We start from the raw sequence: 16,472 nt of genomic DNA on the forward strand, positions 1-16,472 counted from the left end.
CAATTTGGTTCATGGCGACATACGCCATTTAGAAACAGCGATTTAATAAATAAACTGCTGCGTACTTGTTCATGGCGACATACGCCATTTAGAAAAAACTTTAATGCTAAAGGAGCGAGTTGTTCCTGTTCATGGCGACATACGCCATTTAGAAATGACCGTTTACACGCTCAGGGTTTAGCCTTCGGTTCATGGCGACATACGCCATTTAGAAAAACCGCATCTACAACTGGAATACCTGCATTAAGTTCATGGCGACATACGCCATTTAGAAAACGATCAACCAATATCACACGACCACTAGCTGGTTCATGGCGACATACGCCATTTAGAAATTTATAATATCATTTTGGTTAGTACCACCCGAGTTCATGGCGACATACGCCATTTAGAAATAATGGTGAGCGTTGCCAAGCAACACTAGCTCGTTCATGGCGACATACGCCATTTAGAAAATGTAGCCGATGGAAATGCTGTATGAAATGATGTTCATGGCGACATACGCCATTTAGAAAATAAGACATCCATTCAGTATCCTCCAAGTGATGTTCATGGCGACATACGCCATTTAGAAAATAAATGGAAAGACTCGAAAAATGTTGAACGCGTTCATGGCGACATACGCCATTTAGAAATCATATCGGTTCACACACTGGATGAATTGCTAGTTCATGGCGACATACGCCATTTAGAAAACACAAAAGAGCAAATTATTAACGCTTTAAATGTTCATGGCGACATACGCCATTTAGAAACAAGGCTTATCAACAGGACTACACAAAATAAAGTTCATGGCGACATACGCCATTTAGAAAACCAGGAGGACGCAAAAAAACCGACTGGAACGGTTCATGGCGACATACGCCATTTAGAAATGTTAAATCGACCAAGTCAGGTCTCATTCGTAGTTCATGGCGACATACGCCATTTAGAAAATTTGCCAAAATTCTCCATTTGTAGGTATTGCGTTCATGGCGACATACGCCATTTAGAAAAAACAAGTCAGGAAAATAAAATGACATTACATGTTCATGGCGACATACGCCATTTAGAAAAGAATCGTGACCGTTTCCGCGGGCGTTTTTCAGTTCATGGCGACATACGCCATTTAGAAAATCACGTACGAACTGCACACCGCGAAGTGAAGGTTCATGGCGACATACGCCATTTAGAAAAGTAACGGTTTAAACGCTGAAACAGTATTCAAGTTCATGGCGACATACGCCATTTAGAAAAGACGCATTACTTGTAACACCAGATGAGTTAAGTTCATGGCGACATACGCCATTTAGAAAGCTAAAAACACGGTAATTGACAACATTAGGGGGTTCATGGTGACATACGCCATTTAGAAATCAATGAGTGAAAGTGATGCTTGATCAAATTGGTTCATGGCGACATACGCCATTTAGAAACAATTTTCTGGTCAAGATGCGAATGCTGTATGGTTCATGGCGACATACGCCATTTAGAAATTAACATGCGTTTAACGATGACAACTCCAAACGTTCATGGCGACATACGCCATTTAGAAAATCACTGGTGATATCCACCAGAGAAGCATCAAGTTCATGGCGACATACGCCATTTAGAAACGATGCAAAACACAATAAACGCTCGTATTTAAGTTCATGGCGACATACGCCATTTAGAAAAGTAGCATAGCCTTCTGCCATACACACAATTTGTTCATGGCGACATACGCCATTTAGAAAAAGAGATTCATGCCGATGGTTTTAAGCCATATGTTCATGGCGACATACGCCATTTAGAAAATGTGTAGGAACTTCGCTAGTTCTACACCACCGTTCATGGCGACATACGCCATTTAGAAATGTTTGCCCTGTCACTACACGATCAAGGGTAAGTTCATGGCGACATACGCCATTTAGAAAGTATCGGAAAATGGGAGTGTGACATGCATAACGTTCATGGCGACATACGCCATTTAGAAAGGGCGCAAGAATAATGGGGTAGTTCATGAAGCGTTCATGGCGACATACGCCATTTAGAAATGTAGCATCGCCAGAAATTGAACCATCGGTCGGTTCATGGCGACATACGCCATTTAGAAATAGCCCCAGATAACTCCGTGCTGTATTGATCCGTTCATGGCGACATACGCCATTTAGAAACAGGACTCATTACCTGCTTATGATATTCTGGAGTTCATGGCGACATACGCCATTTAGAAAACGACGACCAGCCAATTCCATGTGAACAGTCTGTTCATGGCGACATACGCCATTTAGAAACATTTAATTGGGCCACGCTGAAACTGATACAGGTTCATGGCGACATACGCCACTTAGAAACGGTACATGTTTGGCGTGTACATATGATTAACGTTCATGGCGACATACGCCACTTAGAAAGTCAGAACGTGTAGAACCGATAAAACAATTGCGTTCATGGCGACATACGCCACTTAGAAATGCTTAAAGTTCCACTTAAAAACATTATTTTGGTTCATGGCGACATACGCCACTTAGAAACATTAAAAAACCCGCCGAAGCGGGTTTGTGTTGTTCATGGCGACATACGCCACTTAGAAAAGTTTCGATTCCAGCGATCGACACTGTTTTGCGTTCATGGCGACATACGCCATTTAGAAAAAGTGGAGTGGTTAAAGTAGATGCTGTTTTTGGTTCATGGCGACATACGCCATTTAGAAATTCAAATGTTGCTTCACTATCAACCCAAAAACGTTCATGGCGACATACGCCATTTAGAAAGATTACAAAAAAGCAAGCCGCGGAATATCTTCAGTTCATGGCGACATACGCCATTTAGAAAGCGCATTCATTTGCAGCAGGTCTACGGATTAAGTTCATGGCGACATACGCCATTTAGAAAAAACAATTCAAGCAAATGCAGCAGTTTAATCCGTTCATGGCGACATACGCCATTTAGAAATTTGGGTGATATGTTGTGGCATATACTGAAAGGTTCATGGCGACATACGCCATTTAGAAATGCAAACGATGTGTAAAAGCTTAAGCTGATTGATTCACGAGAGTAGAATATGGAATCTAATCGCCCGTAAAAATGAGTTAAAAAGAAATAATATAAACAAAAACGCACTGCTTCTGGCGAAACAGTGCGTTAGGTTAATAAGATTATGCTGGTAAATCGAACCAGATCATTTCACTATCTTCAAGTGCATGAATCGTAGTTTTCTCATCAAACAATAAAGCATCACCTGCTTTAACAATTTGATTCTCAATCATAATTTGACCTTTAATCACATGCACATAATTGTGTTTTTGAGTTGCAGCAATCTCAAGTGTTTTACCAGCTTCTAACACAGCCGCTTTCACTTCTGCATTTTGGCGAATATGCATAGCAGCATTATCATTTGGTCCTGCAATCAAGTGCCATTGGTTTGGCTGTTCACTTGGATCAAGTTTGATTTGTTGATACGTTGGTTCAGCATCGCGTACATTTGGATGAATCCAGATTTGAAATAGATGCACTGGCTCATCGCTATTATTGAACTCACTATGTGCAACACCCGTACCCGCACTCATCAACTGCCATTCACCTGCGGTGATATGTTCTTCATTACCCATTGTATCACGGTGGCTCAGGCGACCATCGGTGACATAAGTCAAGATTTCCATATTGTCATGTGGATGAGTACCAAAACCATTATGTGCCGCAATCGTATCGTCATTAATCACACGAAGTGGACCAAAACCCATATATTTTGGATCATACCAGCTTCCAAATGAAAAGCTATGATAGGTATTTAACCAACCTGCTTGGACATGACCACGGTTTTCACTACGATGTAGATATGCATTCATTCTGCACCTCCCAAATTCTTATGTATTACTTCATGAACACATCGTAGCAATCCCTCAGCAAAGTAAAAACACCAGTATTGGAACAAATTGTTCTATTTGTGAAATGATTTTATGATATTTTTATAATTATTAAAAATAATAGAACAGTAAAAAGTATCAAAATAATTGATAACTAACCTGAGTTCGACAATGGATATGATACTCGTAAACGTCATCTGCAACCTGCATAGTTTAAACAAGATACTGTTTCTGCGATATATTTTAATAAATCCAAGAAGACAACAGGTTTTGCAGATGACAATGCTTTTGGTTACTTTGGACGAAACCAAAGTAACTCTAGCTGAAAGCTAATCCTAAAATTAGATGAGAACTCAGTAAGACTCCGCCAAGATCATTGTTTTTCAATAAGTTAAAGAAATATTTTCATCGAACTTACGTTAACTATAAAAGTGGAATATAAAAAAGCCCGCATTAAGATGCAGGCTTTAAAAGGGCTAATTGATTTTATTCAAGGAATTTAACAGTTACACCGCTACTGACTTTATTGCCCAAATCATTGGCATCCCAGTTGGTTAGACGAATACAACCATGTGATGCTGTTTTGGAAATCGCAGATGGGTTTGGTGTTCCATGAATACCAAAAGATTTTTTACTTAAACCAATCCAGATATTACCTACAGGGGCATTTGGACCAGGTGGCAAAGACAGTGGTTTTAAGTTATTGCCTTGAACGAAGTTACTTGGTGAATAGCTATACCAAGGGTTACGCGCAACACCCACTACCTTATAAGTACCTGTTGGAGATGGTGTATCACTACTGCCAATGGTTGCAGGAAATGAGGCAATCATTTGGTTGCGACTGTTAAATAGATATAACTGACGTGCACCTTTATGCGCAATGATCAGATGAATATCTTCTGGGAGATCATTACGCACATTGGCGACAATAATCTTTTCACCTTCTTTTTTAAAGCTTGCCTTAGGATTTAACTTTTTCAAAAAGTCTTCATCCATATGGAATTTTTCACCCAACATTTCTGTAACACGAGTGTAGTACAAACCTTTCATTTTGGCCTGTAGTGCATAATCATGGGGAATAGATGCAGCATAAGGACCTTTTAAGTCTTCTGCTGTCAAGGTGTATTCTACAAAAGCGGGTTTATTTTGCTTGGCGACCAAGGCATCCCACGTTTCTTTGGTGAGCTCACCCGTTGGTTTTAAACCATTCATTTGCTGAAAAGATGAAAGAGCTTTCAGTGTATTCATACCACTTGTGCCGTCGATTGCACCTGGAGACGCATGGGTATTATTCAGCATGACTTGCGCACGCGCATAGACTGGAAATTGACCACGTCCGATATTTTCATACCAGTCAGCATTATTTAGACCGTCAAGTGTCCAAGATGCTTTACCTGCTTGAGTTTTTGTAGCAGTTGTCGTGGCTGCTGCTTTTTGAGCAGGGGTAGGTGCAACACCTGTATCTGCATTTTTCGTTTCGCTGCTTTCAAGGTTTTGCAATGTTGCAGAGGCCTGATTCAGATCATGTTCTTCTTGAGCACTGACTTGTGCCTGATCTGAACTTGCTGGGCTAGATGTAGCCGCAACATTTGCAGCAGGAGCTGAAGCCGAATTTGTCACAGGTGACGAAACAGGACTAGATGCTGAAGATGTATTTTGAGAGAGAGGCTTACGTTCAATGGCAAGTGGATCAATCGGATCTTGAACAGATTGAGTGCGGATCACTTTTGGATTTAACGGTTGCTCGGCCGTAGGTGCAGCAAACGCTGTGCCAGTCATAATACAAGTTAGACTCAAAGCGAGCAAAGAGCGAACAAACATGTAATTCAACCTTAAGAATTATTCATATAGTTAGGACAGAAAACGGAGTAAGTATTACAGAAAATACATCACGATGCAGTAGTTCTTTTGTGTAGTTATCCAATTTTATCTTGCCTAATCTGGATTTTATCGCACAGAGAAGTTATTAAATCGCAAACCTTTTTGTTATGATGCATGCAATAAAAATTGAGATAGAGAAAGTAAATGACGACCTTAAAAAATGATCGTTTTCTACGTGCTTTATTGCGTGAACCTGTGGACACCACACCTGTATGGATGATGCGACAAGCAGGTCGTTATTTACCTGAGTACCGCGAAACGCGCGGTAAAGCGGGTGATTTTTTATCATTATGTAAAAATACTGATTTTGCCTGTGAAGTGACTTTGCAGCCTTTACGTCGATATGATTTAGATGCGGCTATTTTATTTTCAGATATTTTAACCGTACCAGATGCATTGGGTTTGGGGCTTTATTTTGAAACGGGTGAAGGGCCAAAGTTTAAAAAGACCATTCGCACTGAACAAGATGTTTTAAATTTACCTAATTTCAATGCCAAGTCCGATCTGGATTACGTCATGAATGCAGTTTCGACCATTCGTTCTGCATTGGGCGGTCAGGTTCCTTTGATTGGTTTTTCTGGAAGTCCATGGACATTGGCTACGTATATGATTGAAGGCGGTTCGAGTAAAGATTTCCGTCATACCAAACATATGCTCTATGCTCAGCCAGAAGTTTTGCATGCCTTGCTTGATCGTCTTGCTGTCGCTGTGATTGATTATTTAAATGCACAGATCGATGCAGGTGCTCAAGCGATTCAAATTTTTGATAGTTGGGGCGGTGCGTTGGCGCACCGTGAATATATTGAATTTTCACTCAACTATATGCAAAAAATTGTCGCGGGTTTACAACGTGAAAAAGACGGTCGTCGTATTCCAGTGATTTTATTTACCAAAGGTGGTGGTCAATGGTTAGAACCAATGATTGCGACAGGTGCTGATGCGCTTGGACTGGATTGGACAACTCCCTTAAATGTTGCGCGTCAAAGTATTGCAGGTCGTGCTGCTGTACAGGGGAATCTAGATCCTGCGGTATTGTATGGCTCTAGAGCATCCATTGAAAAATCTGTCAAAGCAATGCTGGACGATGCCTATGCCAATGGTGAAACAACAGGTTATGTAGCAAATCTTGGACATGGCATCACGCAATGGGTAGATCCTGCTCAACCGAAAATTTTTGTTGATACCGTACATGAATATAGCGCCAAATACTTGGGATAAGGTTTTTGTGTACGTTCTGAAACTTGTTTCTCAATTTTGTTTTAAGGCAGCTTCGGCTGCCTTGTTTGGTATTTTATTACTGCTCGCATTTGTGTTTACTGCGCCGATGGGCAGTCATGACTATCTTGGTTTTTATCGTTATGACTATTTGCTTTTTTATGCCTTGGCGATTCAAGCTTGTTTACTTTACTTAAAACTTGAATCTTGGGCTGAGGCCAAAGTGATTGCTTTGTTTCATATCATGGCGATGGTGATGGAGATTTTTCTGACGCATCCCGCGATCGCTTCATGGCAATATCCTCAGCCTGCTATATTTAAACTTTGGACAGTGCCACTTTTTGCTGGATTTATGTATTCAGCAGTCGGAAGTTTTTTTGCTCGTTCTCTACGTTTATATCATATCTCATTTGAGGCTTTGCCACGTTTTGGCAATATGCTGGCATTGGCGTTATGTTCATATATCAATTTTATGAGCAAATTTTTTATCCCAGATCTGCGTTATGCCTTATTCCTTTGGAGTGTCGTCATTTTCTGGAAAACTCGATTAACTTTTTGTTTATCTGCAAGAGCCTTTCAACTCCCCATGTTACCTGTACTTTTAGTCTTGGCATTTATCATCTGGATTGCTGAAAACATTAGTACTTTTTATAAAATCTGGCTCTACCCAAGTCAGGTGAATGCTTGGCATATGGTGGGTTGGGGCAAACTTGGATCGTGGTATTTATTGTTATTGTTAAGTTTGGTTTTGGTGTTAAAAATACTGGGAAATCGAAGTCATAATGGGCGTTGGAAACTAAACGAATTTCAATAAAATACAAAATTATCTTGGGCTTTCCAAAGGCGTTTTTTAGCAATTTTGAAAATGATAGGGCACGTTAGTGCCCTAAATTTTATGGGTTGATTCGTGTTTGCAGCGCAAACTTTCGCGTATAAATATTGATGAGACAACCTAATAATGCACAAAATGCAGCTGTGATAAAGACCGATGGATAGCCCAGATAAAGGGCAACTAGTCCAAATACAGGGGCATAAATGGCGTAGGCAATATCCTGACAGGCTGAAAACACGCCCATTGCCGTACCACGAATTTGAGCAGGAGCGCCTTTAATCAGTTCGACTCCTAAAGCTGGATAAATTAAAGAACATCCTGCGCCAGTCACTACTGCACCGATTAATGCAATTTCCACACGTGGTGATATAAATAATAAAAATAGGCCAATGGCTTCAATGATTAATGAATATTTAACCAGTTTAAAGCCCGAAACTTTATCAGTTAAATGTCCACAGAAAATCCGCACAGCCACAAAAGCCAAACCAAAAAAGGTCAGTGCATAACCTGCATAGGCCCATTGTTGCTCTTTAAAATAAAGAGCGACAAATGTGCCGATACAGGCAAAACCGACACCTTGTAAAGCTAATACCAGACCAAAACGCCAAACGTATTGAATGACCTGTTTGAGTGGTGGATAGGTGCCTGTATGCGGTTGAGTCGCTCGGATAAAAATATCAATTAGCAAAGAGACAAGGGGTAAACTGATCAGAAGCAAAGCAACCGCGTAAAATCCAAAGCTTTCATATAACCAGAGTCCCAAGGGTGCGCCTGCGGCCAAAGCACCAAACATGGCCATGCCTGTAAAGGATAGTAATTTTCCTGCACGTGCTTGTCCGACTAAGCCAAGTCCCCAAGTTAAATGTCCGCTGACCAGTAAACTTTCTGCATAACCATGAACCAAACGGCCGAGCAGTAAGATCACAAACTTGAATATCATCGAAACAGGTGCAAAAAAAGCCAGAATATAAATGAATCCTGCCATTAATAAAGATGCCATACCTTGCAAAGTCGCGCGTTTTGCGCTGATTTGATCGGCAATACGACCTGCATAAGGACGTGTCAAAACTGTGGCTACAAATTGTGTACCAACAGCGATACCCACCCAAAAATTATTGAATTTTAAACTGTCATGCACATACAGTGGAATCACTGCAAGAGGAGCGGAGATGGTGAGATAAGAAAGAAAAAGCGCGATCACTAAAGGGTAAAGCGTTTTAGTATCGTTATCTAACGAGGAGGGTGCTGTCATGGTCATATTTTGATTAGACTGTGTCATTTGGTACTCCATGGAAGGGATACCGTATAGACACGTGCATCCACTTCCATTATTAAAAAATACTGGAACAGATGCGTTGGATAACGTGAACGCTTACGATTTTAGTCAGGCAATGAATGACCTGCTAACGCTTTGGCAGAATATCCCATGTTTTACAGCAATGATCAAGCTGATTTTTATAAATTAAATCATCGTTATTCAATAGCGATTAGATTATCTTTGATAACTTTATAGAGCCTTTTAGTTTTCTCGCATCGGATAAAATAAAACGAACTGATGATAGAAATCTATTCAATATCACCAATAAACATCACGGTATGACCAAGTAAATAACCTGCGGTTACCAACAAGGCAATCCAGATAAAAGCCCCGACAATGTTATACAAGGAGAACACACTATAATTCATGCCACTCGAACCCGCAGCAAAAGGGGCAAAAGAGCGTACAAATGGGATAAACCGAGCGACTAATATCGTCAAGGCGCCATGTCGTTTAAAGTAATCATGGGTTTTTAATAAATGTTCGTGCTTAATCAAGCGTGATTTGATTTCAAAAATACGCACTCCCATACGACGACCAATATGATAATTCACCATATAACCAAGTGTGGCTGCGATAGAAAGCAAGATGATGATAAAACCAAGATTCATCATGGGGATGGTTGAACAAAGCGCACCAACCGCAAGAAGTAGACTATCACCTGGCAAAAAAAACATGAAAACGAAAGCCGTTTCACAAAAGATAATCAAAAAGAGCAGGGCATAAATCCATAACCCATATTGTTGAATCAAAATAGGCAGATAATGTTCAAAACTGAGTAAAAAATCGAAAAATTCCACTAACGATCTACCTTCATTATTACTTCGTTAATGTCAATAATCGCCAGACTTTATGTAATTGTCTGGCTGATAATTTAAAACTTTGGCAGAAAGTTAATAACTCTCAGGTACAGCACTTAAAAATTCACGACGAACTTCTTTATCGGTTTTAAAGTCACCTAAAAAAGACACAGTACGCGTCGTCGATTCCTGTTTACCTACGCCACGCATCATCATACACATATGTGCTGAATCAATCATGACAGCAACGCCACGTGCTTGTGTTACTTCTAATACAGCCTCTGCAATTTGCTGCGTCAGATTTTCCTGAATCTGTAAGCGACGCGCAAACATTTCAGTAATACGGGCAAATTTAGATAATCCTAAGACTTTACCCTCAGGTAAGTAGGCGATATGCACACGTCCGTAAAATGGCAAAAGATGGTGTTCGCATAAAGAATAAAATTCAATATTTTTAACCAACACCATTTCATGGTTATCTGATGGAAAAACCGCACTATTGGTGACTTCTTCCAGTGTTTTGCCATAGCCAGAGGTCAAAAAAGAAAATGCCTTGGCAGCTCGAATAGGCGTATCTTTAAGCCCAGGACGATTTAAATCCTCACCCACTGCGGTCAGAATATTTGCATAGGATTGCTGCATTGACATAAGACGTATTGGCTTACTCTATTAAACAAGCTCGGCATTGTATCAGAAAACCGATCAAGTGGGTCATGTAACTTTGCAGGATATTTATTCAGATGGTGCTTCATATAGAAAAGCTGAATAAAATTCAGTTTTATTGTGGCTGATATTTCATCAAATGCTAATTTTCTCCTCATTTTGTGATAAAAATCTGCTAAAAAAGAATAATAGTTTGGCTGTTTATAGTTGATTTTAAAGATATATCTAAACTCTTATATCGGTTATTTACAACTGCAAAAACCAAGTCATCACATTTAATGTGGCATTTTATTTGCTCGTCTTTGAGTATCTGGATGCAGAAGTAAAAAGGATAGAAAATGTCAGCACGTCCCATCACGTTTTATTTCCGAGGACAATGCCAGCAAATTGAAATGCTTGCACCAACCACGACCGTTTTACAATATTTACGTGAATATGTTTCGGCTGAGAAAACGCGCCAAACTGGAACCAAAGAAGGCTGTGCAGAGGGCGACTGTGGGGCATGTACGGTGGTCATTGGAGAGTTGGTGAATGATCAATTACAACTGCGTAGTGTCAATGCATGTATTCAGTTTTTACCTACTTTAGATGGTAAAGCCCTTTTCACCGTAGAAGATCTTCAGCAACTCATTTCAGCTTCAACAGGTCAAATGCATCCTGTGCAGCAAGCAATGGTTGAACAACATGGCTCACAATGTGGCTTTTGTACTCCAGGCTTTATCATGTCGTTGTGGTCAATGTACGAAAATGAACAACATGCTCCCAATAAAGAAAAAGTCAGCGATTATGTTTCAGGGAATTTATGCCGCTGTACGGGTTATCGTCCAATTTTAGATGCCGCACAACAAGCTTACAACTATCCACGTGTGCAATTAGAACGTGAAAAAGTCATCAAAGTTTTGACGGAGATTCACGCTTTACCGTCTTTAGAATTAAATTATCTGGGGCAGCAATTCTTTGCGCCTAAAACCTTACAGGAATTTGCAAGTTTACGTCAGCAATTTCCACAGGCACGTATTGTCGCAGGTAGCACCGATGTCGGATTGTGGGTGACGAAGCTCGGTCGAAACTTGGGCGATATGTTATATATTGGTCAGGTTGAAGAGTTAAAGAAAATAACAGTAAGCAATGATCAACTTGAGATTGGTGCCAATGTTAGTTTAAGCGATGCATTGGCTAAAATATCTGACATTTATCCAGATTTTTCTGAATTACAGCGCCGTTTTGCTTCCATGCCCATCAAAAATGCAGGGACTTTAGGCGGTAATATTGCCAATGGTTCTCCAATTGGCGATTCAATGCCTGCTTTAATCACACTGGATACCATGTTGCGCTTGCGCTGTAGCGAGCAAACTCGTGAAATCACTTTGGCTGATTTTTATCTGGATTATCAAAAGACAGCTTTGCAGGCAAGTGAATTTGTTGAAGCGATTTTAATTCCTGTGCGTCAAGATAGTATCCATTTTAAATTTGCCACTTATAAAATCTCAAAACGTTTTGAACAGGATATTTCGGCGGTGTGTGCTGCCTTGAGTTGTGAGTTAGATAAGAATAAAGTGGTTCAATCCATCAAAATCGCATTTGGCGGTATGGCGGCGATTCCAAAACGCGCTTTAAAGACCGAAAAAGTTTTGTTGGGTCAAGTGATGACTCCTGAATTACTTGAACAGGCACAAATTGCATTAGCGCAGGATTATCAGCCGTTGAGCGATGGTCGAGCCAGTAGTGCTTACCGACTGCAAGTGGCACAGAACTGTTTACAGCGGTTTTATGTAGAAAAAATTCAAGCGCAAAATCTTACTCGAGTTGAAGATTTAATCGCATTGGTGGAGGTATAACAATGAATCAGTCCATCGACTTAAAGAGTTTAAAAGCATCGGCCAAAGCAGGGCAATCGATTCCACATGAAAGTGCGCATTTACATGTAACAGGGCAAGCGACCTATATTGATGATTTGCCAGAGCTTGAAAATACCTTACATCTGGCAGTCGGTTTTTCTCAATGTGCAAAAGGTAAAATCACACAATTTGACCTAAACGCAGTTCGTCAGGCAGATGGTGTCTATGCAGTGTATACGGCTGATGATGTCACTATTGAAAACAATTGGGGACCAATTGTCAAAGACGATCCGATTTTTGCCAAAGATCAGGTCGAATTTTATGGTCAGGCGTTGTTTGTGGTGGCAGCTAAAACTTATCAACAGGCACGTAGAGCTGTGCGTTTAGCCCAGATTGAATATGCTCCTGAAACCCCGATTTTAAGTATTCAAGAGGCGATTGAACAGCAATCTTGGGTGTTGCCACCTGTCGATTTTAGTCATGGTGAGGTTGAGCAGGCATTTCAAACTGCATCGCATCAACTTTCTGGTTCTATTGAACTCGGTGGACAAGAGCATTTTTATCTAGAAGGGCAGATTTCGTATGCGGTTCCTCAAGAAGATCACACTTTAAAAGTCTATTGCTCGACTCAGCATCCCACCGAAATGCAATTACTGATTTGTCATGCATTAGGTTTCAATATGCATCAGGTCAGCGTTGAGGCACGTCGTATGGGCGGTGGCTTTGGCGGTAAGGAATCGCAGTCGGCACAATGGGCGTGTATTGCCTCTCTTGCAGCACAGAAATCTGGTCGTCCATGCAAACTTCGTTTAGACCGTGATGACGATATGAGTTCGACGGGTAAACGTCATGGTTTTGCCTATGAGTGGTCGGTGGCTTTTGACGATTTAGGAGTTTTACAGGGTTTAAAAGTTCAATTGGCATCCAATTGTGGTTTCTCTGCGGATTTATCAGGCCCAGTGAATGAGCGTGCGATTTGTCATATTGGCAATGCGTATTATCTAAATGCCGTGCAACTGCGTAATTTACGTTGTAAAACCAATACCGTATCCAATACAGCCTATCGTGGTTTTGGTGGACCACAGGGAATGTTTGTCATTGAAGTGATTATTGACGACATTGCCCGTTTTCTAAAATGCGATCCAGTCTTGGTGCGTCAACGTAACTTTTTTGCAGAAAAGCCTGGCAATGGTCGTGACCATATGCATTATGGCGCAGAAGTTCGGGACAATGTTGCGCCACAAATTGTCGAAGAGTTATTGGAAAGTAGTCAATATTTTAAACGTAAACAAGCGATTGATTTATTTAACCAAGATAATAACATCATTAAACGTGGAATTGCGCTGACACCACTCATGTTCGGTATTTCCTTTAATGCGGTGCATTATAACCAAGCAGGTGCACTGGTCTATGTGTATATGGATGGCACAGTTGCCATCACCCATGGTGGCACCGAAATGGGGCAGGGTTTATATACCAAAGTGCGTCAAGTTGCTGCGCATGAACTCGGTTTAGCCATTGATCAGGTGCGTTTGGTTGCAACGGATACGTCACGTGTACCGAATACTTCAGCAACTGCGGCTTCGAGTGGTGCTGATTTAAATGGTAAAGCCGTACAAAATGCCTGTATCAAGATTCGTGAACGCCTTGCCAAACTTGCGGCTGAAATAAGTCAAAGTGATGTTGAAGGCATTCAGTTTGAAGATAATCAAGTCACTACAAGTAATGGTCAGTCGTGGGCATTTCCTGATTTGGTTAATCGTGCTTATATGGCACGGGTGCAGCTTTGGGACAGTGGTTTTTATAAAACCCCAGAAATTCATTATGATCAGGTCAATCATTTAGGTCGTCCATTTTTCTACTATGCCTACGGTGCGGCGGTCAGTGAAGTGGCGATTGATACTTTGACGGGGGAAATGAAAGTATTAAGAACTGATATTTTGCATGATGTCGGTCGTTCGATTAACCCAGCCATTGATATTGGTCAGATTGAAGGTGGTTTTATACAAGGCATGGGCTGGCTCACCACTGAAGAGCTGTATTGGCAACCGCAAGGGCCACATGTAGGACGTTTATTTACCCATGCGCCGTCGACATATAAAATCCCGACTAGCGTCGATATTCCGCATGTCTTTAATGTCAAATTGTTTGATAATCAAAACGCTGTCGATACTATTTATCGCTCTAAAGCTGTGGGCGAGCCGCCGTTTATGTTAGGACTTTCGGTATTCTCTGCGATTCGCCAAGCCGTACAAGCTGCGATTCCAGAGGATGCACCGCTTGAGTTAAATGCACCCGCGACAGCAGAAGAAATTCTACGTGCGATTTCAATCGGTCGAGGTCATGCATTGCTGGATCGCCCAGAACCAAAATTGCGTTAACCATTAAACATGATGCAGCATTTACAATGGTGGCGAGACTTGGTCGAATGGCAGCAGCAAGATATTTCTGTCGTATTGGTCACTGTGCTTCGTGCAGATGGTTCAACCCCACGAGAAGTAGGGGCAACCATGCTGTTACGACTCGATCAGCAACAACAGATTCAGCAATCTGATACTATCGGTGGCGGACATTTGGAGTTTCAGGCGATCGATATTGCCAAACAAATGCTATTGAGTTCTGAATCATGCCATCAACGGATTGAACGATTCAATCTTAGTGCACGTTTAGGACAATGTTGTGGCGGAGTGATGTGGCTGTTATTTGAAAAAATAGAAGCCATTAAGGATGAACTGATTGCTTGTCAGGCTGCATGGCAAAAACGTCAAAGTATCATCAGGACAGTGTCGGATGGTCAGGCATCCAGTTGGTCGATTGCAAATGATTCATCGGCTTCATCTAACAGTGAATTTCAGCAAGATGATTCCAGATGGCAATGGATTCAAAGTATTCAACCCTATGCCATGAAAGTGATGATTTTTGGTGCAGGTCATGTGGGTGAGGCGATTGTGCGCTGTTTATTGCCGATCGGGGTACAGATCACTTGGGTGGATAATCGGGACGACATTTTTCCACGTGATTTAATGGATCAAGTCAAGTGTATCAGTACTGATGTGCCAGAAGCGGAAATTACTCATTTTGATCGATCAGGGGCAATTTTGATTTTAACCCACGATCATCAGTTAGATTTGCAATTGTGTTTTGAAGCGTTGAAACCTTCAGATCAAGCTTTTACCTATGTCGGAATGATTGGCTCAAAAAGTAAACGGGCGATTTTTGAAAAACGCATGAGTGCACGGGGTTATCCACAAACTCAACTTGAATCTCTGGTTTGCCCGATTGGTATCGATGGGATTAGCTCCAAGCAACCTACAATCATTGCAGTGTCAGTCGTGGCACAGTTGCTACAGGTGTTTAATATTCAGAAATGATGCAATGGAATCATTTCTGTGCATCATATTTTGGATTCTTTTCTGCCCGTTTAAGTAAAACCAAAACCGCACCTGTACCGCCTTGATTTTCTGGTGCGCTGACAAATGCCAATACATCGCGATGCTGGCGTAACCAGCCATTCACATAGGTTTTTAAAATGGCTTCTGGTCCTTTGCCATGTACGATTTTAATCACATTTTGATTTTCAGCTTTTGCTATTTGAATAATCTCAAGGACTGCTGAACGAGCCTGCTCAACGGTACAGCCATGTAAATCAACCGCTTCAAACCAGCGTAATTTACCCGCTTTTAAGTCTTCAAAGACTTTATGCTGTAAGGTCGCAATGCGATAACTCAGGCTGGCTTGACTGGCAACAGGGTTTAAAATGGCCTGGGTATCTGAAATTTCAGTCATTTCAGTTTCAGCAGCACCTTCTGCTGCAGCACGTTTTGCCAGTGTCTGAGCATCAACCTTTTTACTACGGCTGGGTCTGACATTGGCGATATTGCCATGATCAATAGGTTGAACGCCTTGCAAGGCCTTACTAAACAGTTGGCTGTCATCTTCCGGTTCTATTTTTTTCGGACCGTTATAAATGGGCTGCTTATTTGCAGTTTGTTTGTTACTTGCTTGTTCCTGACCGTTCGAGATTTGTTTTTTAAACTGTTTTAACAAGTCCTGTTGGGCTTTGGAAAGGGAGGTGTCGTGCTTACTCATGATTGAAAT

Annotated in this window: 11 protein-coding genes and 1 CRISPR repeat array (1 of these 12 cut by a window edge); of the genes, 5 read left to right on the plus strand and 6 right to left on the minus strand. The window is 41.2% G+C overall.

Going from position 1 to position 16,472, the window contains the following annotated elements:
* Window positions 1-2,976: direct repeats of the CRISPR family, unit length 28 nt; unit sequence GTTCATGGCGACATACGCCATTTAGAAA (it extends 2,393 nt beyond the left edge of the window).
* A gap of 143 nt (window positions 2,977-3,119) precedes the next feature.
* A complete protein-coding gene (locus I6L31_RS16210; RefSeq protein WP_004990083.1) occupies window positions 3,120-3,809 on the minus strand; it encodes a pirin family protein in 690 nt (229 codons plus the stop codon).
* 504 nt (window positions 3,810-4,313) lie between these two features.
* Window positions 4,314-5,648, minus strand: a complete 1,335-nt coding sequence (locus I6L31_RS16215) for a L,D-transpeptidase family protein (protein ID WP_005003501.1) — start codon at window positions 5,646-5,648, stop codon at window positions 4,314-4,316.
* A 204-nt stretch (window positions 5,649-5,852) separates the two neighbouring features.
* On the opposite strand from I6L31_RS16215, the gene hemE reads away from it, so the two are divergent.
* Both hemE and I6L31_RS16225 read left to right on the plus strand, forming a co-directional pair.
* Window positions 5,853-6,926, plus strand: coding sequence for a uroporphyrinogen decarboxylase (hemE, locus tag I6L31_RS16220; protein WP_005003503.1), 1,074 nt, complete (start codon window positions 5,853-5,855; stop codon window positions 6,924-6,926).
* A complete protein-coding gene (locus tag I6L31_RS16225; protein ID WP_004998505.1) occupies window positions 6,898-7,737 on the plus strand; it encodes a DUF817 family protein in 840 nt (279 codons plus the stop codon). Before hemE ends, I6L31_RS16225 begins: the two co-directional genes overlap by 29 nt.
* 79 nt (window positions 7,738-7,816) lie before the next feature.
* Here I6L31_RS16225 and I6L31_RS16230 read toward each other — a convergent pair whose 3' ends face one another.
* The 3 genes from I6L31_RS16230 to folE all read right to left on the minus strand — a co-directional run bounded on the left by I6L31_RS16230 (window position 7,817) and on the right by folE (window position 10,515).
* Window positions 7,817-9,034, minus strand: a complete 1,218-nt coding sequence (locus tag I6L31_RS16230) for an MFS transporter (RefSeq protein ID WP_005003506.1) — start codon at window positions 9,032-9,034, stop codon at window positions 7,817-7,819.
* A gap of 287 nt (window positions 9,035-9,321) precedes the next feature.
* Window positions 9,322-9,873: a VTT domain-containing protein gene (locus I6L31_RS16235; RefSeq protein ID WP_004990072.1), complete on the minus strand. Its 552-nt coding sequence runs from the start codon at window positions 9,871-9,873 to the stop codon at window positions 9,322-9,324.
* A 93-nt stretch (window positions 9,874-9,966) separates the two neighbouring features.
* Window positions 9,967-10,515: a GTP cyclohydrolase I FolE gene (gene folE, locus I6L31_RS16240; RefSeq protein WP_171063284.1), complete on the minus strand. Its 549-nt coding sequence runs from the start codon at window positions 10,513-10,515 to the stop codon at window positions 9,967-9,969.
* A 359-nt stretch (window positions 10,516-10,874) separates the two neighbouring features.
* On the opposite strand from folE, the gene xdhA reads away from it, so the two are divergent.
* The 3 genes from xdhA to xdhC are packed head-to-tail and all read left to right on the plus strand — an operon-like array spanning window position 10,875 to window position 15,745.
* Window positions 10,875-12,374, plus strand: coding sequence for a xanthine dehydrogenase small subunit (xdhA, locus tag I6L31_RS16245; RefSeq protein ID WP_005003509.1), 1,500 nt, complete (start codon window positions 10,875-10,877; stop codon window positions 12,372-12,374).
* A 2-nt stretch (window positions 12,375-12,376) separates the two neighbouring features.
* Window positions 12,377-14,755 (plus strand): xanthine dehydrogenase molybdopterin binding subunit, encoded by a 2,379-nt coding sequence (gene xdhB / locus I6L31_RS16250; protein ID WP_005003513.1) that lies wholly within the window; start codon window positions 12,377-12,379, stop codon window positions 14,753-14,755.
* Window positions 14,756-14,767: 12 nt separating this feature from the next.
* The gene (xdhC, locus tag I6L31_RS16255) at window positions 14,768-15,745 is read left to right on the plus strand and encodes a xanthine dehydrogenase accessory protein XdhC (protein ID WP_171064988.1); all 978 of its coding nucleotides are present in this window, start codon (window positions 14,768-14,770) and stop codon (window positions 15,743-15,745) included.
* 10 nt (window positions 15,746-15,755) lie between these two features.
* Here xdhC and I6L31_RS16260 read toward each other — a convergent pair whose 3' ends face one another.
* On the minus strand, window positions 15,756-16,463 hold the full coding sequence (locus I6L31_RS16260) for a Smr/MutS family protein (protein WP_005003518.1): 708 nt from the start codon (window positions 16,461-16,463) through the stop codon (window positions 15,756-15,758).
* Between the last annotated feature and the right edge of the window lie 9 nt (window positions 16,464-16,472).

The sequence above is a fragment of the Acinetobacter septicus genome (assembly GCF_019355975.1).
Taxonomy (GTDB): domain Bacteria; phylum Pseudomonadota; class Gammaproteobacteria; order Pseudomonadales; family Moraxellaceae; genus Acinetobacter; species Acinetobacter ursingii.

Bases quoted from the DNA above. Each gene is read 5' to 3' on its own strand.
- I6L31_RS16260 (WP_005003518.1), bottom strand. From the start codon at position 16,463: ATGAGTAAGCACGACACCTCCCTTTCCAAAGCCCAACAGGACTTGTTA.
- xdhA (WP_005003509.1), top strand. From the start codon at position 10,875: ATGTCAGCACGTCCCATCACGTTTTATTTCCGAGGACAATGCCAGCAA.
- I6L31_RS16215 (WP_005003501.1), bottom strand. From the start codon at position 5,648: ATGTTTGTTCGCTCTTTGCTCGCTTTGAGTCTAACTTGTATTATGACT.
- I6L31_RS16210 (WP_004990083.1), bottom strand. From the start codon at position 3,809: ATGAATGCATATCTACATCGTAGTGAAAACCGTGGTCATGTCCAAGCA.
- I6L31_RS16230 (WP_005003506.1), bottom strand. From the start codon at position 9,034: ATGACACAGTCTAATCAAAATATGACCATGACAGCACCCTCCTCGTTA.
- folE (WP_171063284.1), bottom strand. From the start codon at position 10,515: ATGCAGCAATCCTATGCAAATATTCTGACCGCAGTGGGTGAGGATTTA.
- xdhC (WP_171064988.1), top strand. From the start codon at position 14,768: ATGCAGCATTTACAATGGTGGCGAGACTTGGTCGAATGGCAGCAGCAA.
- hemE (WP_005003503.1), top strand. From the start codon at position 5,853: ATGACGACCTTAAAAAATGATCGTTTTCTACGTGCTTTATTGCGTGAA.
- I6L31_RS16225 (WP_004998505.1), top strand. From the start codon at position 6,898: ATGAATATAGCGCCAAATACTTGGGATAAGGTTTTTGTGTACGTTCTG.
- xdhB (WP_005003513.1), top strand. From the start codon at position 12,377: ATGAATCAGTCCATCGACTTAAAGAGTTTAAAAGCATCGGCCAAAGCA.